General features: G+C 37.3%; 19 protein-coding genes. 15 read left to right on the top strand and 4 right to left on the bottom strand.

The window, feature by feature from the left end; translation table 11 throughout:
* Window positions 1–8: 8 nt before the first annotated feature.
* The gene (locus tag C7S20_RS15140) at window positions 9–2,858 is read left to right on the top strand and encodes a M16 family metallopeptidase (RefSeq protein ID WP_107013263.1); all 2,850 of its coding nucleotides are present in this window, start codon (window positions 9–11) and stop codon (window positions 2,856–2,858) included.
* Window positions 2,859–3,012: 154 nt separating this feature from the next.
* Here C7S20_RS15140 and C7S20_RS15145 read toward each other — a convergent pair whose 3' ends face one another.
* From C7S20_RS15145 to C7S20_RS15155, 3 genes are all read right to left on the bottom strand, one after another.
* Window positions 3,013–3,303, bottom strand: coding sequence for a DUF6520 family protein (locus C7S20_RS15145; RefSeq protein ID WP_107013264.1), 291 nt, complete (start codon window positions 3,301–3,303; stop codon window positions 3,013–3,015).
* A gap of 232 nt (window positions 3,304–3,535) precedes the next feature.
* Window positions 3,536–4,459, bottom strand: coding sequence for a helix-turn-helix domain-containing protein (locus C7S20_RS15150; protein WP_107013265.1), 924 nt, complete (start codon window positions 4,457–4,459; stop codon window positions 3,536–3,538).
* Window positions 4,460–4,479: 20 nt separating this feature from the next.
* Complete coding sequence (locus C7S20_RS15155; protein ID WP_227009023.1) at window positions 4,480–4,848, bottom strand: DUF7793 family protein; 369 nt, start codon at window positions 4,846–4,848, stop codon at window positions 4,480–4,482.
* 223 nt (window positions 4,849–5,071) lie between these two features.
* On the opposite strand from C7S20_RS15155, the gene C7S20_RS15160 reads away from it, so the two are divergent.
* The 7 genes from C7S20_RS15160 (at window position 5,072) to C7S20_RS15190 (ending at window position 13,933) form a co-directional block, all read left to right on the top strand.
* Window positions 5,072–7,480, top strand: coding sequence for an aminotransferase class I/II-fold pyridoxal phosphate-dependent enzyme (locus tag C7S20_RS15160; RefSeq protein ID WP_107014263.1), 2,409 nt, complete (start codon window positions 5,072–5,074; stop codon window positions 7,478–7,480).
* Between the two features lie 98 nt (window positions 7,481–7,578).
* Window positions 7,579–8,412: an RteC domain-containing protein gene (locus C7S20_RS15165; protein WP_035716285.1), complete on the top strand. Its 834-nt coding sequence runs from the start codon at window positions 7,579–7,581 to the stop codon at window positions 8,410–8,412.
* 282 nt (window positions 8,413–8,694) lie between these two features.
* Window positions 8,695–8,979, top strand: a complete 285-nt coding sequence (locus tag C7S20_RS15170) for a helix-turn-helix domain-containing protein (RefSeq protein ID WP_107013266.1) — start codon at window positions 8,695–8,697, stop codon at window positions 8,977–8,979.
* A 3-nt stretch (window positions 8,980–8,982) separates the two neighbouring features.
* Window positions 8,983–9,735, top strand: a complete 753-nt coding sequence (locus C7S20_RS15175; RefSeq protein ID WP_107013267.1) for a hypothetical protein — start codon at window positions 8,983–8,985, stop codon at window positions 9,733–9,735.
* On the top strand, window positions 9,719–10,375 hold the full coding sequence (locus C7S20_RS15180) for a P-loop NTPase family protein (protein WP_107013268.1): 657 nt from the start codon (window positions 9,719–9,721) through the stop codon (window positions 10,373–10,375). The genes C7S20_RS15175 and C7S20_RS15180 overlap by 17 nt, the downstream gene beginning before the upstream one ends.
* Before the next feature lie 101 nt (window positions 10,376–10,476).
* On the top strand, window positions 10,477–11,460 hold the full coding sequence (locus C7S20_RS15185; protein WP_107013269.1) for an AAA family ATPase: 984 nt from the start codon (window positions 10,477–10,479) through the stop codon (window positions 11,458–11,460).
* Between the two features lie 7 nt (window positions 11,461–11,467).
* Window positions 11,468–13,933 (top strand): S8 family peptidase, encoded by a 2,466-nt coding sequence (locus C7S20_RS15190; protein ID WP_107013270.1) that lies wholly within the window; start codon window positions 11,468–11,470, stop codon window positions 13,931–13,933.
* Between the two features lie 99 nt (window positions 13,934–14,032).
* On the opposite strand, the gene C7S20_RS15195 is transcribed toward C7S20_RS15190, so the two are convergent.
* Entirely contained in the window at window positions 14,033–14,635 is a 603-nt protein-coding gene (locus C7S20_RS15195) for an N-acetylmuramoyl-L-alanine amidase family protein (protein ID WP_107013271.1), read from the bottom strand.
* 190 nt (window positions 14,636–14,825) lie between these two features.
* Between C7S20_RS15195 and C7S20_RS15200 the strand changes: the two genes are divergently transcribed.
* The 7 genes from C7S20_RS15200 to C7S20_RS15235 all read left to right on the top strand — a co-directional run bounded on the left by C7S20_RS15200 (window position 14,826) and on the right by C7S20_RS15235 (window position 21,721).
* The gene (locus C7S20_RS15200) at window positions 14,826–15,113 is read left to right on the top strand and encodes a hypothetical protein (RefSeq protein ID WP_107013272.1); all 288 of its coding nucleotides are present in this window, start codon (window positions 14,826–14,828) and stop codon (window positions 15,111–15,113) included.
* A gap of 300 nt (window positions 15,114–15,413) precedes the next feature.
* Entirely contained in the window at window positions 15,414–17,828 is a 2,415-nt protein-coding gene (locus C7S20_RS15210) for a TraG family conjugative transposon ATPase (protein ID WP_107013274.1), read from the top strand.
* Window positions 17,825–18,406 carry a conjugal transfer protein gene (locus tag C7S20_RS15215; RefSeq protein WP_107013275.1) on the top strand — a complete coding sequence of 194 codons (582 nt, stop codon included), beginning with the start codon at window positions 17,825–17,827 and terminating at the stop codon, window positions 18,404–18,406. The genes C7S20_RS15210 and C7S20_RS15215 overlap by 4 nt, the downstream gene beginning before the upstream one ends.
* On the top strand, window positions 18,406–19,251 hold the full coding sequence (locus tag C7S20_RS15220; RefSeq protein WP_107013276.1) for a hypothetical protein: 846 nt from the start codon (window positions 18,406–18,408) through the stop codon (window positions 19,249–19,251). Before C7S20_RS15215 ends, C7S20_RS15220 begins: the two co-directional genes overlap by 1 nt.
* Window positions 19,252–19,303: 52 nt before the next feature.
* On the top strand, window positions 19,304–19,918 hold the full coding sequence (locus C7S20_RS15225) for a conjugal transfer protein TraK (protein ID WP_107013277.1): 615 nt from the start codon (window positions 19,304–19,306) through the stop codon (window positions 19,916–19,918).
* Between the two features lie 11 nt (window positions 19,919–19,929).
* The gene (gene traM / locus C7S20_RS15230) at window positions 19,930–20,859 is read left to right on the top strand and encodes a conjugative transposon protein TraM (RefSeq protein ID WP_107013278.1); all 930 of its coding nucleotides are present in this window, start codon (window positions 19,930–19,932) and stop codon (window positions 20,857–20,859) included.
* A gap of 28 nt (window positions 20,860–20,887) precedes the next feature.
* Window positions 20,888–21,721 carry a DUF4138 domain-containing protein gene (locus C7S20_RS15235; RefSeq protein ID WP_107013279.1) on the top strand — a complete coding sequence of 278 codons (834 nt, stop codon included), beginning with the start codon at window positions 20,888–20,890 and terminating at the stop codon, window positions 21,719–21,721.
* Window positions 21,722–21,739: the final 18 nt, after the last annotated feature.

The raw sequence follows: 21,739 nt of genomic DNA on the forward strand, positions 1-21,739 counted from the left end.
TCGATATTATGAATTTCAAACTATATATTTTCCTATTCCTAATCATTTCAGGAGTAGGCCACGTAAAAAGTCAGAATCAAAAGCTTATACAGCAGCATGATACCATTCCTTTAAATCCCGAAGTACGTTATGGAAAACTGGATAATGGATTTACTTATTATTTACTAAAAAATGATAATCCGGAGAACAAGATACATATGAGACTGGTCGTGAAAGCGGGTAGAATGCATGAAGATAAAGATCGATTGGAATATGCCCATCTTTTAGAACATTTAGTGGCTGGAAGCACCAAACATTTTCCAAGTGTCCATGATTTTATGAATAAGATTGGGGGGTATAGTAATGCCAATGTGGGATCTCGACATACAAACTATTATGCTAAAATACCTTCAGGAGATAAACTGGTCATCAAAAAAACTTTACAGCTACTACGAGACTGGGGCCAGGTGAATGAATACAAACCTGATCAAATAGAGGTGCAACGTGCAGCGGTAGAAGGGGAATTCAGAAATTTAAACCCCCATCGGCAGTGGGTTGGAAAAAAAATAGAAATAGAAACTCTGAATAACCTATCCTATAAAATATATGATGATAAAAAACACATTGATAATCTTAGAAATTTTAACTCTAAAGCTTTTAAGAGGTTTTATAAAGACTGGTACCGGCCTGACCTGGAAGCAGCGATAATTGTTGGAAATATAAACCCTGATACTATAGAGGCCGAAATCAAACAATTATTCTCTGATCTAAAAATTCCTGCAAAAAAGAAAGATGCCAATGCCAGAGTGCTTAATCACACCATTAAGCTTGAGGGAAAGAATTTCTTTACAACAGTAAAAGATAGTACTAGTGATGAATTAGCTCTGAACATAATTCACACCGCACCGAATTTTGCACAGGCTCCTAAAAGCACCAAAGATTATAAAAATATGTTGGTGCAACAGCTCTACACTTTAATGATCGAGGAAAAAGAAGACCAACTGAAACAACAGTTTAATCCCCCTTTTGAAAATTTCGTGACAAACCACGGGGTAAATCATTTACCAGACTGGCAGTTAAAGGGATTTAAGATGAATTTAAAATTGGATTCAGATAATATAGAGCAACAGAAATCAGATTTTCAAAATGGTCTGATAGCCTGGAAAAGAATGCAATCCGGATTTAATAAGAAAGAATTAGAAGCGGCCAAAGAAATTATTATACAAGAATATGATAATGAAAGCCATTTGAATTCTTCCTCCTTAGCAATAGACTTAGAGATGCATTTCTTTTATGGTAAAGCAGCTCCTAAGCCAGAAGTAAAAATAAATATCATATCAACCATTCTTGCTGAAATTGATCTTAATGATATTCAGGATTATCAGCAGCGATATGAAAATCTGAGCCATAACGTTCATTATATATTCTTTAAAGGCAGAGGCGTGAATGTCCCTAACGAAAAGGTATTAAAACAATGGATCCAAGAAGTGGATAACATGTCTTTAGAGCCAATTATCGAAAATAAACCTATACACGCTCTTGCCAATTTTGTAAATATTCCGACTTCAAAAGAAAAGGAAGTCGTCAGGGAAACTGAAAATATGATTGGCGTTACTACCATTGAAATGGCTAATGGTGTAACGTTAATACTTAAACCAACGAAGCCTCGTAAGAAAATGTTTGAGAATCAGGTTTCCATTCAGGCTTTTCGCCCTAACAGATTTCCACTGAAAAATCGACAAGAATACCTTTCGGCCAAAATAGCGCCTGAATTAGTGCAATATACCGGCGCTGGCCCCTTTAATAAGTTTGAGTTGGATAGGTTTAAGAAAGAAAAAGGTATTGAGCTTGGATTTCGTACTACGACTGACAATCAAATGATCTATGGTCAATCCAAACTTGAGGAGTTACCGGAATTTTTTAACCTGCTCTATCTTTATTTAGATCAGCCCCGAAAGGATCAGGAAGGATTTGAGGCCTGGAAAGCTTTGAAAAATGATGAACTTGAGGGAAAGGCTATAAAAGGATCAGAAAATTTCGTCACTGAAAAGATTAAATATGTTTGGTATCCAGAGTTACCCCACTTAAAAAAGGAAGATCTTAAAACAATGAATATGGACGGTCTCTTACAGTCATTCAAAAAATGGAATTCGGGTATTGAAGACTTTACTTTTATTGTAACCGGCGATTTTGATAAAAACGAAATAACACCATTATTAGTTAACACTTTATCCGCATTTCCAGTAGTAAACGATAAAAATAAGATGGTCACCTCTAAGCAGAATTTAAAATTTCCCTTACAAAAGATGGAGCATAGTCTTGAATACAAAAGTATAGATCAGGTGTTTACCAACATTTATTTTCCGGTAAAAGTTCCTAAAGATTTAAAGACTGAAATTGTACTTCAGTTTTTGAATGATGCGCTACATAAAGAGGTTTATAAAAGATTACGTAATGGTTGTTATGCCCCCAGTGCAATTGGAGAATGGTTGGATTATAATAATGGAATTTTTGCCTTTCACATACAATTTGACAGTGCCCTGGGAAATGAAGATCGTATGCGGGAATATGCGATGGAGGCATTTAGGGCTGTAAAGGAAAAAGGAGTTGATGGTGAATGGTTAAAAGCAGCAGCTTCCAACGAACTAAGGTCGTTTGAAAGGAAGTTTGAAAGTTTTGGTTATTCTAATTTATGGCCGGATTATTTACAATCAAAACTGGAAAAAGGAAAGGATCCCGAATTTGATATCCTTACTACAGGAACATTACTTGAACATTTTATTGACTCGAACGATTTAAATGCTGCCGCTCAAAAATATCTAATAGAGGATTACAAACAGGTGTTCCTGGGATATCCTGAGGAATATGAACTAAATTAGAAAAAGTCTTATCACTCCTGATTTCCAGTCTTGTAGGCTTTTATATTTAATAAAAATATCACCTCGGGCATAAGCCTGAGGTGATATCTGATTTAATCCAGAGCTCAAAATTAAAGAGCCCTTGAGAAATTTAAGATGCTAATACTTCCAAATTTTATGGATCGATAAGTACAGCCTCTTCACTAGCGCTATCTTTTGGTAGTGTGTCATCCATTTCATCATACACAGCATATTCGGTGCCGTTCTGCGTAAATTTCACTTTACAGGTGTTTCCAGTCCCCGGACAATCCTGCTCATCTATGGCTCGCCATGATCCATTAAATAGGATATAATCGCTGGCAACGGCTTCATCAGGTTGCTCTTCAATTTTACTTCCATTGATTGTAAAGGACATCCCAAATACAACGAGAAGTGCCATTATTGGAATTAAAAATAGCTTTTTCATAATATAAATATTTAAAGTATACCTACTCTTTGAAGGATTTTCGGCTTCTCCTACTTTCTGCGCAAAAAGATTTTGATAATTCTTTTAAGAGTGTAAACATTCCAGTGTCTTACTGAAATGAGAGCAGTAAATAACCTAAGGATATAAACTTTATTACTGTCTTATTTTACAATAGTAAATTTCACCAAATACCTTCAAATAAAATGGTTGCTAAAGCCGATAAGCTGTTCTATTATAGAATCGACCGCTGATATTCTCTTCTGTACTGAGAGGGTGTCTGCCCAAATTGTTTGCGGAAATTCTTAGAAAAATGAGAATGATCCTTGAAACCGCATTTTTGAGTTATTATGGAAATGGGTAGTTCCGTATTTCGGATTAAAAGAGCTCCTTTTTCAAGTCTTTTTTCCATGTGAAATCGATAGATGGTTGTGCCATACATTTTCTTAAATCCTTCCTTGAGTTTCGTTTTGTTGGTTCGATGGATTAGCCCTAATTCTTTAAGGGAAGGCAGCTCGGTATGGAGATTTCTGAGCACATAAAGCCGTACCTGTTTTAAAAGTATTTTTGTTGCGGCACTCTCCTTTTTTTCTGAGTTGATGGAATGAGCTGTACTGCTTGCTTTCTTGGTGGGGGCCTCCCCATTAGCAAACCGAAAAGCTGTAATTGCATATGTACAGGATGGATCTACTCCCACCATCCCCTGAATAATGCAGGGACATCTATACAGGCCTTTACCTTCAATAATAAAGTCAACAGGAACAAATTGCTGATAAACGCTTCCTGGGTCTGAATCAAGTTCGTCCATCAACGCTTGTATAGAATTTTTTGAAAGAATTTCAGATACCGGACGGTCACACATATCCTGTTCCCATTTTAAAATTTCAGGAGTGCCGGAAGAATATGAGGTAATATGAAAATTCTTATCTAAGAATATTACGAATTGTATTTCCGGTTGCTTTTTTTCCTGATTTGCCCCAAAACAAAAATTATATATCTCCTCAGACATCATATTTAGCAGAACGGAAATAGTATCAATGGGATCCCTGCGATCGGACGGTTCCTGACGAAACATAAAGTTACCGCAGGCAATTTCGATGATCTGGTTATATAAAGAATTGAACCTCATTTTGTCTTCGTTATTGAATGCATATTCCATAACTCTTATATTAAAGATTACTATTTATAGTCTTGCAGGAACAAAAGGGCTTTGTTCTTATCTCTAAATACCCGGGTCGGATAAGCCGGGCTGCTTGTTTTTATAAATAACTGCGTAATGGCCATCGAATGATCGTCTTTCACCAGTAACGCCAGTGCTTTGGTCATATAAGCACCTTCTATCGCCAGATAATCCCTGGCTTCCTTTTGTGCATTGGTAACAGCTCGCAGATCGCAAAATATCGGATATGAATTTTCATTTTGCAACTGCAAACGTTGACTAACGATCTCTTTGGCCATACTCCTATTGATCTCATAAATTTCTTTATAGACAAAGAATAAGATCCCATCGGAGATCCACATTTTTGCATATGTTCCATCCACAATCATCCTGTAAAGATTTGGATATCACTAATATATAATAAAATTTTATAAAGGCTTATCAGAACATCTTAAGGCGCATTAAATACTATGATTTAAAATTATACTCATAGCATTTACCGGCATTTGGATGAAAAGCCGAATAACTGTTCTGAAAAGACCTTTAAGAGTAACGGTTAGATTTATAATAAATAATTGTTATAGTTTGAAATACAATTTCAAATCGAAAGTTATGGCAAAAATTACCCACAACAATTTTCTCGATACCGTAGATGAAGTAATTACCAATGCAACTAAAGCAGGAGTTTTACATTTGCATGCTGAGGGATCAGGATTGAATGGACGGAAAATAAAAGTTAATGGAATAGAATCCTTTCATTTCGGAACCACGGGCTACCTGGGTCTGGAACAAGACCAGCGTCTTAAAAATGCTGCTATAGATGCCATTCAAAAATATGGTACTCAATTTCCACTTTCAAAGACTTATATCTCTCATCCATTGTATGCGGAGTTAGAAGAAAAAATAGAAGCCATCTACAACAATCCAATTCTTATAACCAAGAACAGTACGTTAGGTCATATCGCGGTTATACCAACTGCGGTAAGGGATGAGGATGCGGTAATCTTAGATCACCAGGTGCACTGGAGTGTTCAAAATGCGGCCCAATTCCTTAAAATTAGAGGTATACCTGTAAGCCTAATTCGCCATAATTCCATGGACATGCTGGAAGACCGAATAAAGAGATTATCCGGGAAGGTTAAAAAAATATGGTATATGGCAGATGGGGTTTATTCCATGTATGGTGATTATGCCCCCATAGAAGATCTTATCTCCCTTTGTGAAAAATATCCTCAGCTGCACTTGTATTTTGATGATGTGCATGGCATGAGCTGGAAGGGACATAACGGTAGTGGCTATGTAATGGAAGTCCTAAAAGAACTCCCTGAAAAAATTTTATTATTTGGTACTTTAAGCAAAACCTTTGGAGCCTCGGGTGCAGTCTTGGTTTGTCCAGATCGAAAACTCTTTAGAAAAATTAAAAATTTTGGTGGCCCCCTCACCTTTTCTGCCCAACTGGAACCCAGCGCTGTTGCTGCGGCAAGTGCTTCGGCAAACATTCATCTTTCTACCGAAATATATTCACTACAAAAGGCACTACAGCTCCGGATAAATTATTTTAATGAATTGCTTTCAAAAACCAACATGCCCTTAATTTCAAAGAACGACTCCCCGGTTTTTTATATTGGTACGGGCTTACCCGCCACCGGCTATAATTTTGTGAAACGAATGCTGGATGAAGGATTCTTTGTAAACCTGGGATTATTTCCAGCGGTTCCTGTGAAAAATACCGGGGTAAGAATTACGATTTCCTGCCACAATGAATTAGAAGATATTAAAGCCCTGGTGAATGCCCTGGAGTATCATTATGAAAAAGCGCTAAATGCAACGAATAACACTTTGGAAAGGGTTGGCAAAGCTTTTAATATAAACGTGAAGCCTACTACAATAAAAGAAAAATCAGATTCAAATATATCAGTGACTTATGCCGAAAGTATTGAGAACATAGATACAGATTTATGGAATAAACTTCTTGGAAGTCAAAATATGCTTAATAAAAATGGTCTTCAATTTCTGGAAAAATGTTTTTCCCATAATGACCAAAAAGAGCATAACTGGAACTTCCATTATTTTATAATTAACGATCAGAAGGATGATCCAATTTTAGCTACATTTTTAACCAGCGGCTTATGGAAGAATGATATGCTTGCACCGGAATCGGTATCCAAAGCCATAGAGCAAGACAGGGAATCCAATCCCTATGCGATGACTACTAAAGTACTGTCTATGGGATGTCTCTTTACCGAAGGTAGTCATTTGTATTTAGACCACAAGCATTCACAATCTGAGGAAGCTATCAAAGAACTCTTATTAAGAATCGAAGCGCTGGGAGAAAGACTAAGAACTGGAATGTGCGTTCTGCGCGATTTTAAGAAATCTACAGCCTTAGCAGAAGTTTTCCAAAAGGAAGGTTATATTCCCGTCTCCATGCCAGATTCCTGTGTAATTAATAATTTAGATTGGAACAGTGAAGAAGAATTTCTGGAAACATTAAGCTCCCGGTCTCGAAAACATTTCAGAAAAGAGGTACTGCCGTTTGAAGATAAGTTCCATATATCAATTTTAGACTCCCCTACTCCTGAAAAAATTGATACCTATCATGAACTCTATAAAAATGTGAAATCAAAAAATTTTGGATTAAACACCTTTACCTATCCGAAAAAAGTATTTCAAAATATGGCATCCGATAAAAACTGGGAGTTCATCGAATTAAAACTTCAAAAAGAAAACCAGATTGTAGGCGTTATGTTCTGTTACAAAAATAAAGAAGGTATATACGTCCCCAATTTAATCGGAATGGATTATGACTATGCCAGGGAGTATCAGGTATATCGTCAATTATTATATCAGACCATAAAAAGGGCTAAGAATTTAAACTTACAGAAAATAGATTTAGGTTTTAGCGCCTCCTTTGAAAAACGAAAATTTGGTGCAACCATAATTGAGAAACAGGCTTTTATTCAAACTTCCGATAATTTCCTGTTAGAACAATTGGACATGATGAGAAATGAGATTTCATAATTGATATTGTAATCGCGGTCCTTACCTAGTCTTTAAAACCAAACAATTTGAAGATCCCGTTACCACACTATTTTTTAATGATTCAAGGTAATAATAAGATGTTTGATGACGTAATACATGAGTTTCACAATAGTTTGAACACTAAGGTGGTACCAATCCCTCATCCCTTAAAAAAAGCGGATAAAGGGATTGATATTTCAAATCACACCCTTTCTAAATTAAAAGAGATTGTGGAAAAAGAGGATTTTGAAAACACCCCGGACGAGATCGAATTCTTTAAAAAAATCAAACCCTGTCCTATGAGCTATCTCATCTATTTCTCAGAAGTACGATCCTGTGAGACTCGTAAACCTAAAGCAGGTAAGAATTTTCAATTTCGATTTTTTGAAAAGGAACTACGTAAGATCAATAAGTTCTTTTATAAGAATAATGATTTTGTCCAATATATGGAACAAGGGCATGAATACCTGGATCACCAGCTTTTTACTAGGAACCATCGTAAGAACTATCCTTTCACTCCCATGATCAATTACTACCAGTATCCTGAATTTTCAAGCTCTCATGATATGCTATGGGCAAAGATCCAGGCTATGTATCGGCTCATCCATTTCATTAGAGAAGCAATGGAAACTCTACGACCAGGAAAACAAAGTGGTTTGATGGATAAAAAACATAAGGTCATGCTGTGGTCAGGGTCAAAAACTTCACTGGTAGAACTTATCTATGCCTTATACGCCAATGGAGATCTTAACCATGGTACTGTAGATATCAGCACAATCACTTCTTCTTTTGAGGATTTCTTCAATATCAAACTGGAGAACATCTACAAAACCTACTCTGAAATAAAGTCCCGAAAAGGTCCCAGAGCAAAATATCTTCATAATCTTATCCTGCGTTTGGAAGCTAAGATGAACCAGGATGATGAAAAATGAACTTTTCGTAGTTACGAGTTACTACGAAAAGTCCAAGAATTGCCGTATAAAATCAATTTTCTAATAGTTTGGTTTATAATTCTAAGCAATACTTTCCCAAAAAAGACCATACTATAGCAATAGATATTAAATGTTAAATTTTCTCGTAACTACGAAACCTATAGGGAAAGATATCCATCAAACTGTACCAATTTAGTAGAACGAAAGTCAAACTATGATAGGGGCTATCAATTAAAAAGCTTTAACCATTTGGTAGTCCCTTTCTATTAAAAATGTTCTATTATGCCAACAAGTATTATTACCACAGACGATCTTCGAGAATTCAAAATGGAATTACTCGAAGAATTAAAAACCCTTTTTTCCAAACAAAATTCCGGGATACTGAAACGCTATCTTAAATCCTCAGAGGTTATGGATCTGCTTCAAATTAGTCCGGGAACTTTACAAAACCTTCGAATCAATGGCACGTTGCCCTACACCAAAGTGGGCGGGATTATTTACTATGATGTCCAGGAGATCCACCGGGTGATGGATGAAAACAGAGTAAAACACAATTTTGATCTATAAAAGATGAATTATATTAAGCAACTCAATGCAGCTTTTGAAAAATTCTTTTTTGACGAGCGCCTAAACCCAACGCATATTAGTTTGTATATGGCTCTTTTTCAGGAATGGAATAGTAGTCGGTTTGCAGATGTATTTTTTGTCAACCGCAGAGAACTGATGCGCGTAGCCAAGATAGGTTCAAAATCTACCTATCATCGCTGTATAACCGATCTTGACTCCTGGAATTATCTCTCGTATTTTCCATCAAACAATCCTTACAAGGGAAGTAAAATTAAGATGTCCATTATCGGGACAACAGATGAACCGGTTACGGGCGACTACGATCCCATATTGGAACAGCTTGCGGAACAGTACTATCCCAAAGAAGAACCAGTTGTGTACCAGCACCATCCCATCAATGGACAAGCTGTGGACCCACACCGTCCCGCCAGTGGACAAGCATTGGTACCTTATATAAACAATACTAAACAAATAAACATTCATAAACAGCCAAAGGGCAGGCAGGACGTTTTAATTTTTTTTAAAGAAAAAAGATTTAATGCTGATGAAGGAAAAAAATTCTTTGATCATTACCAGTCCAATAATTGGAAAACAAGTGATGGAAACGAGGTAAGGGACTGGAAAGCCTTAGCGATCCATTGGATGGATAGAACCGAATTATTCAACGAAGATAGCAAGGAAATAAAAGAGGAAGTGTCCCATCATCAGGACAACCTCAAGACCACTAAAACCAAGGATTATGCACAACCCCTCTAAAATAATCGAAGGCGGCGTAGAATATTCTTTAGGCAGGTTTGATGGAAAATCCGTGCAGTATGATTTTCCGAAAATCCTGGTGTATCTGAATGCGAAAGGTAAGATCCTCTTTGGTGAAAAGTTTAAAATTTACAAAAAGGATAAAGATATCTTATTAAAGCTATGCTCCTACTTCATCAAGGATAAGGAAAATTGCAAAAAATTTGATATTGACCTAGATAAGGGACTCTTACTTACCGGTCCCGTAGGATGTGGTAAAACAAGTCTTATGAAACTCTTACATTTTTTAGTACCACACCAACGAAAATATGTAGTGATGCCCTGCCGCAATATTGTTTTTGCCTTCAATCATTTAGGATATAAAACCATAGAAGATTATGGAGAAAGTAGTTTTTTCTGTTTTGATGATATGGGTGTAGAACCTATCGGGCGGCATTATGGAAAAGATTGCAATGTGATTGGGGAAATCCTGCTCTCTCGCTATGATCTTTTTCTGGAGACCAAAATGAAAACCCATGCTACTACTAATTTAAATGCAGAGGAGTTGGAAGAACGCTATGGAAATAGAGTACGCAGCCGGATGCGGGAATTGTTTAATTTGATTGCTTTTGACGAGAAGGCTGGGGATAAGAGGAAGTAGAAGTTTATTATGTAAATCTTAATTTGAAACTAATTTTTATAAGGATTACAAGTTTTCACATCTAATAATTTTTTAATTTCACTACTTTTGTTAAAAACAATTTGGCAGCAGCAGAAAAAATAAAGGCATTATTACAGAGCTATGGTGACGAAGACGACAACCGTTTTTACACCACTGCAATGCAGATTGCGGCTGCTGAAGCCAAACAAGGGCACACCAAACTTGCTGAGGAACTGAAACATTTGATTGATAAAATCAAGACTAAAAGAAAGGTAGATTCAGTTTCAAAAACAAGAATTCTTCCTGTTAATGAAGCCCAAAGAGAATTAAAAGATTTACTTGAAGTTTTTCGGCCTCATATCAAAACCAAAGATATGGTTTTGACTAAAGAGGTATCTGAGGCTATTAAGCGTATTTTATCTGAACAAAGAAAATTTGACCAACTCTTACAGCATAATTTACAACCAAGACGTAAACTAATGCTAGTTGGTCCACCTGGTTGTGGAAAGACTATGACGGCCAAGGCTCTCGCAGGCGATTTGGAAATTCCATTGTTTATTATCCGATTGGATGGTTTGATTAGTCGTTATATGGGTGAATCTATTGCTAAACTCAAATTAATTTTCGATTCTATGTATCAACATAGAGCTGTGTATCTTTTTGATGAATTTGATTCCATAGGTTCTAATCGTAGTTACGGCAACGACGTTGGGGAAATTAAAAGAGTCTTGAACAGCTTCTTGATGAATATTGAGAAAGATGAATCGAATAGCTTGTTGATAGCCGCAACCAATATACCGGAAGCTCTGGACAAAGCTTTATTCAGACGCTTTGATGACATTATACAATATCCTTTACCAAGCGATAAAGAAATTGCAGAACTTATTAAAGTTCAGCTTAAAGGGTATTCACTCACTAAAGGCAAGACCATAAATGCTTTGGCAAAGGAAGCAGTTGGATTGAGCTTTGCAGATATTTCCAATGCCTGTAAAGATGCTATTAAGGAAATGATTGTGAACAATTCCGATAAAGTTTCATCAGCCACACTTCATAAATTTATTCAAAACAAAAAGACCCAGTTTTAAATCGTAGATGCCTAGAAACTTAGAACACATAATTCTTTCTGGGTATGTATCTACCGAGTCTTACACAAGCCCAGATACTGGACGAAACCAAGTGAATCCTATTGATAGAAATAGAGGTGCTCACGGTAATTCTCTACGTGCTCAACTTGGTATGGCCGTAAGGTCCTTCAGAGATGATTCCAATACTGATTTTGTATATCTAGAATTCATTTCCGAAAAAAATTGTTTGTTGGCATTTGATAGTTTTGAGGACGGAAGAGCCGGCGACCATCGCTTTGTTTCATCAAAATTGGAAAAAGTTGTAATAGATGGTCATGAATATGAGCAATATCGAGCTTGTGTATTTTTAAACACAAAAGGAATATCGAAATTTCTAAATAAAATTGAAGTATATCTTAATCCTGATAAAGATACCCCAAAGGGGAATCCTAAAAATGCTCCTCTACTCAACAACATCAGCAACATTCAGCAAGCCACATTAGTCAGTTTTTGGCAAGAAGATGAAATTGAATTTCCCCACCTGGATGAAGAAATCTGGTGGGAAGTCTGGTTACGTCGCGAAGATACCCAGAACGATGCCCGTGAAGATGACGACGTAATGAATATGCTTACAGATAACGTCATCGTTGTAGCTGAACGAAGGTTACTGTTCCCAGAACACATTGTGCGTTTGGTAAGATGCACAGCTAGGGAATTATCGACTACTATTTTATATACTGATAAATTGGCAGAGTTAAGGAAGCCTAAAGAAGCTGCCGATTTTTTTACAGGTCTTAACAGTGATGATGCTAATGACTGGATAGAAGACCTAAAAAACCGGACAATCAATAGAACTACAGATAATTCCGTAATTATCTGCATTATGGACACTGGGGTTAACCGAGGACACCCTCTTTTGCAAGACTTTTTACCAGATGGAAATATGGACTCGGTAAATCCTGAATGGGGAAATGCCGACACCGATAGTCTCGGACACGGAACACCAATGGCCGGAACAGCATTATATGGTGACCTAACAGATTTACTACAAGACACCTCAAACATTGAAATTTTCCATCGTCTGGAATCCATAAAACTAATTCATCCGAACAATCCTCATCAACCAGAATTGTATGGTGCGGTAACTGAAGAAGCAGTTGCCAGAGCGATTATCTTAAATTCAGAAAATAAACGGATTCTTACTATGGCCGTTACTGCTACGGATGGGCGAGACAAGGGAAAACCTTCTTCTTGGTCAAGTTCGGTAGATAAAATAGCATTTGGAGAATCGGGAACATCAAATGGTAAATTTCTATTCTGTATTTCTAGTGGCAATACTATTATATTCAACCCTAACGAATATCCCCAAAGAAATTTTGAAGAATCCATTCACGACCCAGCCCAAGCCTTTAATGTTTTGACAATTGGCTCATTTACCCAAAAGACCATTATTGACCAAGCCCAATTTATAGGGGCAACCCCACTTGTTCCAACTGGCGGAATGTCGCCAAGCAATAGCACTTCCCTGATGTGGGAAAACAGTTGGGCTTTAAAACCTGAATTGGTTATGGAAGGTGGTAATTATGGGGTTCATAATGATGGACTCATAGATCCAGATTCATTAAGAGTGCTTTCGGTTGGAAAAAACTTTAGAACTGAACCATTGCATAGCTTTGGCGATACAAGCGGTGCCACTGCACTGGCATCTAGATATGCTGCAATGTTAACCTCGCAATATCCGACACTATGGCCTGAAACTATTAAAGGGCTTCTAGTACATTCGGCAGACTGGACAAATGAAATGCTTGGCAATAGAAAAATCCAAGAGTTAAATAACGCAGAGCAACGAGATTTACTACGAACTTTTGGCTATGGCGTACCTGACTTTCAGAAGGCGGTTCGAAGCGCCAACAACTCACTTACGCTAATTGCTCAGGAAACTTTAAGCCCGTACATTCTTGACAAGGGAACAGTCAAAACTAATGAAATGCATTTGCATGATTTGCCTTGGCCCTCAGAAGTATTGACTGGTCTTTTTGATAGTGAAGTAACTCTTACCGCCACGCTATGTTATTTTATAGAACCTAATCCCGGAAACAAACAATATAGCAAATCATACTACTATCAATCCTACGGTTTGAGGTTTAAAATGATTGATTCCGGTGAATCTGTTGGGCATTTTCGTGAAAGAGTAAACAGAGAAGCGAGATTGGAAGACCAAGGTGGCTCGTATTCTGGTGAAAGTTGGATTCTCGGTAATAAAGTTCGAGACAAAGGTTCAATCCATAAAGACATTTGGAAAGGAACTGCTGCCGACCTGGCCACAAGAAACGTGATTGCTATTTTTCCGGTTAATGGATGGTGGCGAACACGAAAAAAACTAATGAGGTACAACAATCAAGTTCGTTACAGCTTAATTTTATCGATAGAGTCCCCGGATGACACAGTTGACCTTTACAATCCTATTCTCAATCAAATAGACATTCTGATATAGGTAGGTATAGGGTTAACAGTCGCTATCAAAATCTCTTTTAATATTTCTCATATAACTCTCTAGTAACCTTTGAATTTTTAATTAAAAATTCCCATACAGCTAAAGCCATCCCCGTAATAGCTTCTGCCTTTTGGGAAAATTATTCTCATCCCCAATACTCAAAAACCGCAATTCTAACAGCACAGAAGGACAATAATCTACCGTTTCCCGTTTTACCTGAAAATTTGCAAACTTCACTCCCCTACTTTCAAAACCCAATTTCTTATTTAGGTCATCTTGCAACTGAAAAGCAAGCCAAGTGGACTCATTTGAATAATTAGATGTAGCATTCGCCACATAAACTTCCATCCCTCTAGCATTTGGATTGTTCGAATGATTGCAATGCAGTGAAATAAACATATCCACATTTAGACCCTTGGCCAGCTTAGTTCTATCCGATAAGGAAATCAAGGTATCACTATACCGGGTCAAATAAATATCGATTGGCGATTCGGATATTTCATTAAATCTCAGAATTTCCAGGGCAATTTTCAACACCCCATCCTTTTCCTGAATACCATTAATTCCAATGGCAACTGAATCTTTCCCGTCGTGTCCCGGATCAATGATAATTATATTTTGATTCTGAGATCCCTGCCCGAAAATGATACACATTTTCAGGAGCAAAATCACAAAACTGACGTTTTTGAGTGGTCTTTTCATTTTCAGTTTTCAGGTTATCAACAACTTACCTATTGATATTCATAGAATTTAATGTCAAATAATAGCAACGAAATTGAAATAAAACCAAATAATATTTTATTCACAAATAACTGATTTTCAATTATTTAAAACTATTAATGTGTAATTTTTCTTTAACGAAAACAACATCAAAAATCTAAACTTTTCCGTTATGAAAAAATCAATCTTTTTGGCAACGTTTGCTTCCCTACTTTCAACATCACTTTTTGCACAGATTGGTGGAATTGAAGATTCCGTTAATGATGTTTCTGATACTATTAGGAGCATCTTCCCTATTATCCTGGGGGTCATCTTCCTTATTGGATTTCTTTTTAATGCCGGTCATTTCTTTGGAGAAAATTCCGATCTCAAAAAAGGAATCACCAGGGTACTGGTCTTTGTTCTCATTGCCGGCGCTGTCGTAGGTATTTTTTCCTATCTGATAACCATTGTGGTATAAGATCCTGAAGTAATAAGGAACTAAGCGTTATGAAAAAATTTGAGGTTTATAGGAATATGAGAAAGAAGGCAATCATTTTTGGATTGCCTTTATCCCTGTTCGCACTGATGATGGTATCCATAATAGCTTCTCTTCTGGTCGTCATCTTTTCTTTCAGTTTTGGGAATATTAGTGGGGTATTCCTTTTCAATTCGGTTTTATACATCGCCTTGATCAGGTCAGTGAATAATCCTCAAATATTTCATGTGGCCAAATTATTCCCAAAAATCATAAGTAATAAAAAAAATTCCGGCTTCGACTATGAAAAAGATTAACCTATCAGCCCATAATCCTATTGTAGATATTCGAGACAATATCATTTTTGCCAATAATGGTAATGTGGTTTTGTGTTATGAAGTGACCTTACCAGAGATATACTCCCTATCTGAAAAAGATTTTGAAGATATACATGGAGCATGGTTTCAGGCACTTAAATCACTACCGGTAGGAACTGTGGTCTATAAGCAAGATATTTATTTAAAGACAGCCTATTCGTGTGAGAAATTACCAGGCGAATCCTTTTTAGAAAAAGCCACCCATGATCATTTCAAAGGAAGAGGATATATGCAGCATCGCAGTTTTCTCTTTTTTATCCTGCCCAAAAATAAAGCCCTTAATAACTCCAAATATGTCAATCCATTTAGAAATATCTCAAAGGGCATTGTCAGGGAATTAGATGAAAGTGTACACAGCTTTACAGCTGCAATTAGCGATTCGGTTTCATTTATCAATAACAGTCGTAAAATAGATCTCATCCCACTAGGAAGGAAAGGTATAGAGCGCCTGACTAACAGCTATTTCAATGGTTTCAATAAAGGCTTTGACACCGATATCTTACTGGATAAGAAAAATGTCAATATTGGCGAAAACTATTTTGACACCATGGCCATCAACAGCGAACTCTGCTTTGGCGAAAGCGTACAAAGTAGTAAGACCAATGAAAAATTCACTTCGGATGATTTTGTGTTCCATCAGGGATTTATTGATGGTTTAGGGCTCACCCTGAATGAAAATCATATGATAAACCAGATCATATACCTGGACGACAAACATAAATGGCGCAGGCTGCTGGATAAAAAAGTGGAGGAATTAAAAAAGAGTTCCAATTTCGGATCTCAAAACAAAATAGTCCTGGGGAAAATACAGGATACTCTGGATCGGATCAATGGGGATGAAAATTCCAGAATCATACGCGGTCATCTAAACATCATCTATTGGGATCGGGACGCTAAAAATTTGGATAGAATTACTTCCAAAATAAAGACCGAATTCAAAGAGCTGGACATTATACCCTACTATCCCGGAGGTGAAGAACGTAAAAATTATATACTAAACAGTTATTGCTGTTTTTCGCCCAATTTCTCCAATGAAGATCTCTATGTAACTGATTTAAAACATGCCCTGTGCCTGTTTATTAATAATACAAATTATAAGACTGATCCTACAGGTATCATCTTTAATGACCGGGAACATAATATCCCTGTACTTAAAGATGTCTGGGACGAGAAAAAGAAACGGATCAAAGCTCGGAATTTTGCCATTTTTGCTCCCACTGGTGAAGGCAAATCCTTTTTGGCTAACAACATCCTGAGACAATATTTTGAAAGTGGGATACGCCTGGTCATTATTGACCTGGGAGGATCCTACACTAAATTTGCTAAACTATATCCGGGACAATATACTGTCCTTCGCTATGAGAGTGGAAAGAGTCTAGGTATCAATCCTTTCTACATCAATAATAAAAATGATCTAAGCCCGGAACGTCTGGAAGATTTGTCGGTATTCCTATTCGAATTATTTGCTTCTGATCTGAAAGTAACCAAAGCGCAGTCGGTTTCCATCAAAAAGATATTACGCCACTATTATATAAACACACCTGGGAATCATTCTTTGGATAGCTTTTATCACTTCATCGAAAGCAACCAAAAAGAGCTGTTGAGCAAACTCAAAATCCATCCCGACTACTTCAACATTACGAACTTCTTACATATCATGTCGGAGTATGTTGGCGATGGTCTATATAGTTTCCTATTTGAAGTGAGCGAAGATCAGACCTATAAAATCGAAGATAAACGTCTGATCGTTTTTGAACTGGATGAAGTAAAGGATAACAAGGAAATCCTTTCGGTAATGTTGAAGCTGATCAAGTCGGCTATACAAAGAACCATATGGAAGAATCGTTCGGAAAAAGGAATCATACTTTTTGATGAGTTTGCCAAACAGCTAAAATTTGAAAACGTACTGGAGAGCGTAGAATTTTATTATCAGGCTATTCGTAAACAGAACGGTGCTATCGGAATCATTTTACAATCGATCAACCAGCTTCCCAATAATTCCACTTCAGCGAGTATTCTGGAGAACACACAGGTGATTTACAGCCTCCATAACGAAAAAGGATATGAAGAGCTGGTAAGACGTTTAAACCTCTCCAAACATGATCTTAACCAGTTAAAATCTATTAAGAACAACCTTACCGGATCCAGAAAATACACAGAGATCTTTATAAAGATTGGAAAACAAAGCAATGTGTTCCGTCTCGAAGTACCCATGGAAGTTTATGCGGCATATCTGACTGATGGGTCAGAAAATGATAAAATAATGGCGCTTTATGACCAACATAACTCCATGGAAAAAGCAATTACAGAATTTATTAATCCTAAAAACAGGAAATCATGAAAAAGCAAACTCAAACTTTGATTTTAGTAATGGCTATAGCCTTATTATTGCCTGCACGCGCTGCGTGCCAGGGAATGCCCGTTTATGATAATACCAATTTTATCAGTCTGGTAAAATCCCTTGTAGAATCAGCAAAACAGACAGCAAACCTGGTAAAGACGGTTAATTTTCTAAAAGCTCAAAAAGAGAATATAGAAAAGGTCAATAGTGTCATTCAGGATCTACAGGCTGTTCGGGAGATCGGACGAAATAATCAGCGATTGATCAGCGTCATGCAGAATGACCTTCGAGACATTCTGGATTCTCCGTATATCGAACCCGATGAAGTAACCAGGGTCACAGAATCCTTTGATGCCGTGGTAGAAAATTCCCTGGCAACCATGGATTTTATCGATGAGATCTTATCCAGTGACCATTTAAAAATGAGTGATGCCGAGCGAGCCGAGGTATTAAAACAAAAAGAACTGGAAAGCCAGGAAATGGTGAATGATGTGCGCTTGAAAACCAGGCGTTACCAGGACATCATCTCGTTTCGGAAGATGCAGGACAGGATCAATAACCGGGAAACTGCTTTTTAATGACAGCTGGTGCCATCATATCCGCAGTAGGTCTGGAATATATTGATACTGTGTTCCAGACGATTCAGAGTAGTGAGTTCTCGCAATACACTATAGTAGGAATGAAAACCTTAGCTGTTTTATTCTTCCTGGTCAACATTCTGAAAAAATATAATGAGGGTGTAGCGGAAAAGGATGGATATACATGGGGGCTTGGTCCTGGTGAACTGGCTAAGAACTTTGCCGTGGTATTGCTGGTTATTTTCTCTACTCAGATTTTAGGATTTTTTGATGGTATCCTGGTAGCCATAGAGAACCAATACCGTGAAACTGCTCCTGCCCTCCTCCCCTTACAAATGCAGGAGATCCCGATCGAAGAAGATGTATCCGCACTGGACGCAATGCGCAAAGCCATGGCCTTATTATATGAAGCACTGGTCACTCCATTATATGGTTTTAAAACTTTTGCCTTTCTGATCAGCCTGTTTTTATGGATCCTGGATCTGTTCATTTATCCCCTTTTCCTTGCGGAGCGCTATTTTATCCTGGGAATCATGCAGGCTTTCTTCCCTTTGATCCTTAGTCTTTCGGTATTTGAAAAATTCCGTTCGATGGCATATAGCTTTTTCAGATTATATGCGGGAGTATATATGCTTGTTCCTGCTTTTTTTCTGGTCAATGTATTTATTAACGCGCTCTATACGGAGATTAATACCAACTTCTGGCAGAACCTTTTCGGAACCGATTTCGGGAGTAATTTCTTTGCTCCGGTGGTGGAACTTGGATCAATTGGTTTTATCGTCTTTTTAAAATTCAAATTATACCGCCGCGCCATCTCCTTTACCCTGAGATTATTTACCAGCTAAAACCTTTGCCAGTTATGGAAAAGATAGATCAGAATAAACAAACGCAAAAACTATGAAAACTCCTTATAAAGATATTTATACCGTCTTAAAACTCAACCGATTTATAGTATTAGCTATTGTTATAAGCGCACAAATATTTAGTGCTTTTGCCCTCTGGGTCACTTTCACAACTAATAAAAAAGCATTGAATTCTGCTTTTGCCATTAACAATGACGGGAGTATTATTCCTTTGAAACTTGTCACCCAAAAAGAAAATTTCGAGGTGGAAGCATTAGCACATCTGAATTTGTTCCACACCTACTTCTATAGTATTGATGCCACCAATTATGAGAAAAACCTTGAAAAGGCATTATGGTTGGGTAATGGTTCTGTTGCCGATCTATATCGCCAGAAAAAAGCCGAGGGTGTTTATAATCGTCTGCTTCAATATTCTTTAGTACAAAAGGTCATCAGTATCGAATCGGACATTGAAGAAATGGATGATCATTATAGGTTTAGAACAACTACCACTTTTGAAATCAACCGAGGCTCTATTGTAGACACTTATGAACTTATTTCTACAGGAAAACTTATAACGGTAGATCGGCATTTTCCAAATAATCCTCATGGCCTCCTGATCGCGGATTACTTTGAAAACAGTCTGAGAAAAATCGTTCCTGAATCTTAAAACATATTATGATGAAAATAGAAAAGAATAAGATCGTGGTTGGGAGTATCATCGCTATCACCATCATTTTTTTGATCTCTTATACGATCATGATCACAGGTGATGATCAAAAAGAGGACAATAACCTAAAACAAACGACGGTTCCAGAGCTGCGGGAAGATCCACCATCCTATGATTCGAAACTGGATGCCATCAACGATTTAAAAGAGGTAAGAGAGACCAATGTCCCGAGTATTTATGATGAAAAACTGATGGATTCTCTGGGTTATTACGATGCAGAACTTCCCGAAAAGAAAAAACAGCACGTTATTGATAGTATTTATTTTTTGGGAGAAAGAAGATATGCGGAAGTAAGTACGGTGGCTGCCCGGTCTAAAAAATCAATTCCCAGGAAAGTGCAAAGTACAGATACTTCAGCAACTCGGGAAGAAATGAAGATCCAGGCTAAAGAGATGGGACTGGAGCACCAGCTTTTCTTTGCATCCAATCCTAAATCAAACAACATTGCTACTTCTGAAACTACCGATTCGGAAATTTTAGCTGTAGTCGATGGTACCCAGGTGGTCAGGGCTAATTCCCGGATCCGTTTACGGCTATACCAGGATGCTACTATCGGCAATAAGCCGGTCCCAAAGAATACTCCCATTTTTGGTTTTGTAAGCTTTCAGCCTAACCGGGTGCTTATCGAAATAGAGAATTTAAAACATCAACCAACCGCATTAAAAGCTTTTGATCTACAGGATGGAAGTGAAGGTATTTATGTGGAAAATAATTTTCGTGAGGAAGCCACTACCGAAGTCCTGGATGATCTTTTAGGAGAGATCAATATTCCCAGTGTGCCACAGGTAAGTGGTATAGGCAAGCTCTTAAAAACCAAAAATCGTAATGTAAAAGTTACGATCCTGAATAACTATAAACTCATATTAAAACCAGGCTTATAAATTTCTGGTATAATTTAAACTCTTTGTCATGAAAACATATCTTCTTATTTCCGCGATGCTCTTAACAGGCATCCAACTTTATTCTCAAAAGGCAGAACGCTTGGACACGATTTTTGCCAATGAGCACAAAAACGTAGCTCTATTTTTTCCGCAACCTATCAGCCAGGGTATTACAGGTGCCAGCAATTTTGTTTTTACCCATAACAGGGAAAGACAACAATATTTCGGTTTATTACAGGCCAAACCAGGGACAGAGAGTAATCTTCTGGTAATAGATGCCGGAGGTTCAGTGTACTCTTATATCCTTAAGTATAAGAAAGATCTCTCCAGATTAAACTATTTTATCCAGGGTACAGAACGTATAGGCAATGCAAAGCCTGATCGACCAGGCCCTGCTAAGAAAGTAGAACCAAAAAGAAATCAGTTCGATAGAGATACTCATTATCAAAGTTTTGGTTCCTATCTCTTGCGTAAAAAGGAGCGGATTGGTAGGGTAAAGAAAAGAAACCAGGGCATCATATTAAGTGTTGAAAATATAGTGTTTAACCAGAACGAACTGTATTTTGTAATTCAGATTGAGAACCAATCCAGCCTGGATTATGATGTTAATTTTCTGAATCTATCTGTGACTACCAGGCAAAAGGGAAAGAAAAAATCGATGCAATCACTTAAAAAAGCCCCTGTATTCGCCTATAAAGCTCCTATGAAAATTAAAGAAGGCCACACTGCTCGAATGGTGTATGTATTTCCTAAGTTTTCTCTGAGTAACGACCGGCAGGTATTACTGGAGCTTAACGAAGCAAAGGGTGAAAGGGATGTGGTTTTAAAAATCTCTCATCGGTTTATAAATAATCCTAATTAAAAACAATTTGGCTACACG

The sequence above is a fragment of the Christiangramia fulva genome, from assembly GCF_003024155.1.
GTDB classification, from domain to species: Bacteria; Bacteroidota; Bacteroidia; order Flavobacteriales; family Flavobacteriaceae; genus Christiangramia; species Christiangramia fulva.

Excerpts from the sequence above, each read along its gene's own strand:
- C7S20_RS15175 (WP_107013267.1), top strand. The coding sequence starts at position 8,983 with ATGAATTATATTAAGCAACTCAATGCAGCTTTTGAAAAATTCTTTTTT.
- C7S20_RS15160 (WP_107014263.1), top strand. The coding sequence starts at position 5,072 with ATGGCAAAAATTACCCACAACAATTTTCTCGATACCGTAGATGAAGTA.
- C7S20_RS15215 (WP_107013275.1), top strand. The coding sequence starts at position 17,825 with ATGAAAAAGCAAACTCAAACTTTGATTTTAGTAATGGCTATAGCCTTA.
- C7S20_RS15190 (WP_107013270.1), top strand. The coding sequence starts at position 11,468 with ATGCCTAGAAACTTAGAACACATAATTCTTTCTGGGTATGTATCTACC.
- C7S20_RS15200 (WP_107013272.1), top strand. The coding sequence starts at position 14,826 with ATGAAAAAATCAATCTTTTTGGCAACGTTTGCTTCCCTACTTTCAACA.
- traM (WP_107013278.1), top strand. The coding sequence starts at position 19,930 with ATGAAAATAGAAAAGAATAAGATCGTGGTTGGGAGTATCATCGCTATC.
- C7S20_RS15145 (WP_107013264.1), bottom strand. The coding sequence starts at position 3,303 with ATGAAAAAGCTATTTTTAATTCCAATAATGGCACTTCTCGTTGTATTT.
- C7S20_RS15195 (WP_107013271.1), bottom strand. The coding sequence starts at position 14,635 with ATGAAAAGACCACTCAAAAACGTCAGTTTTGTGATTTTGCTCCTGAAA.
- C7S20_RS15150 (WP_107013265.1), bottom strand. The coding sequence starts at position 4,459 with ATGGAATATGCATTCAATAACGAAGACAAAATGAGGTTCAATTCTTTA.
- C7S20_RS15165 (WP_035716285.1), top strand. The coding sequence starts at position 7,579 with ATGTTTGATGACGTAATACATGAGTTTCACAATAGTTTGAACACTAAG.
- C7S20_RS15155 (WP_227009023.1), bottom strand. The coding sequence starts at position 4,848 with ATGATTGTGGATGGAACATATGCAAAAATGTGGATCTCCGATGGGATC.
- C7S20_RS15210 (WP_107013274.1), top strand. The coding sequence starts at position 15,414 with ATGAAAAAGATTAACCTATCAGCCCATAATCCTATTGTAGATATTCGA.
- C7S20_RS15220 (WP_107013276.1), top strand. The coding sequence starts at position 18,406 with ATGACAGCTGGTGCCATCATATCCGCAGTAGGTCTGGAATATATTGAT.
- C7S20_RS15140 (WP_107013263.1), top strand. The coding sequence starts at position 9 with ATGAATTTCAAACTATATATTTTCCTATTCCTAATCATTTCAGGAGTA.
- C7S20_RS15225 (WP_107013277.1), top strand. The coding sequence starts at position 19,304 with ATGAAAACTCCTTATAAAGATATTTATACCGTCTTAAAACTCAACCGA.
- C7S20_RS15170 (WP_107013266.1), top strand. The coding sequence starts at position 8,695 with ATGCCAACAAGTATTATTACCACAGACGATCTTCGAGAATTCAAAATG.
- C7S20_RS15180 (WP_107013268.1), top strand. The coding sequence starts at position 9,719 with ATGCACAACCCCTCTAAAATAATCGAAGGCGGCGTAGAATATTCTTTA.
- C7S20_RS15235 (WP_107013279.1), top strand. The coding sequence starts at position 20,888 with ATGAAAACATATCTTCTTATTTCCGCGATGCTCTTAACAGGCATCCAA.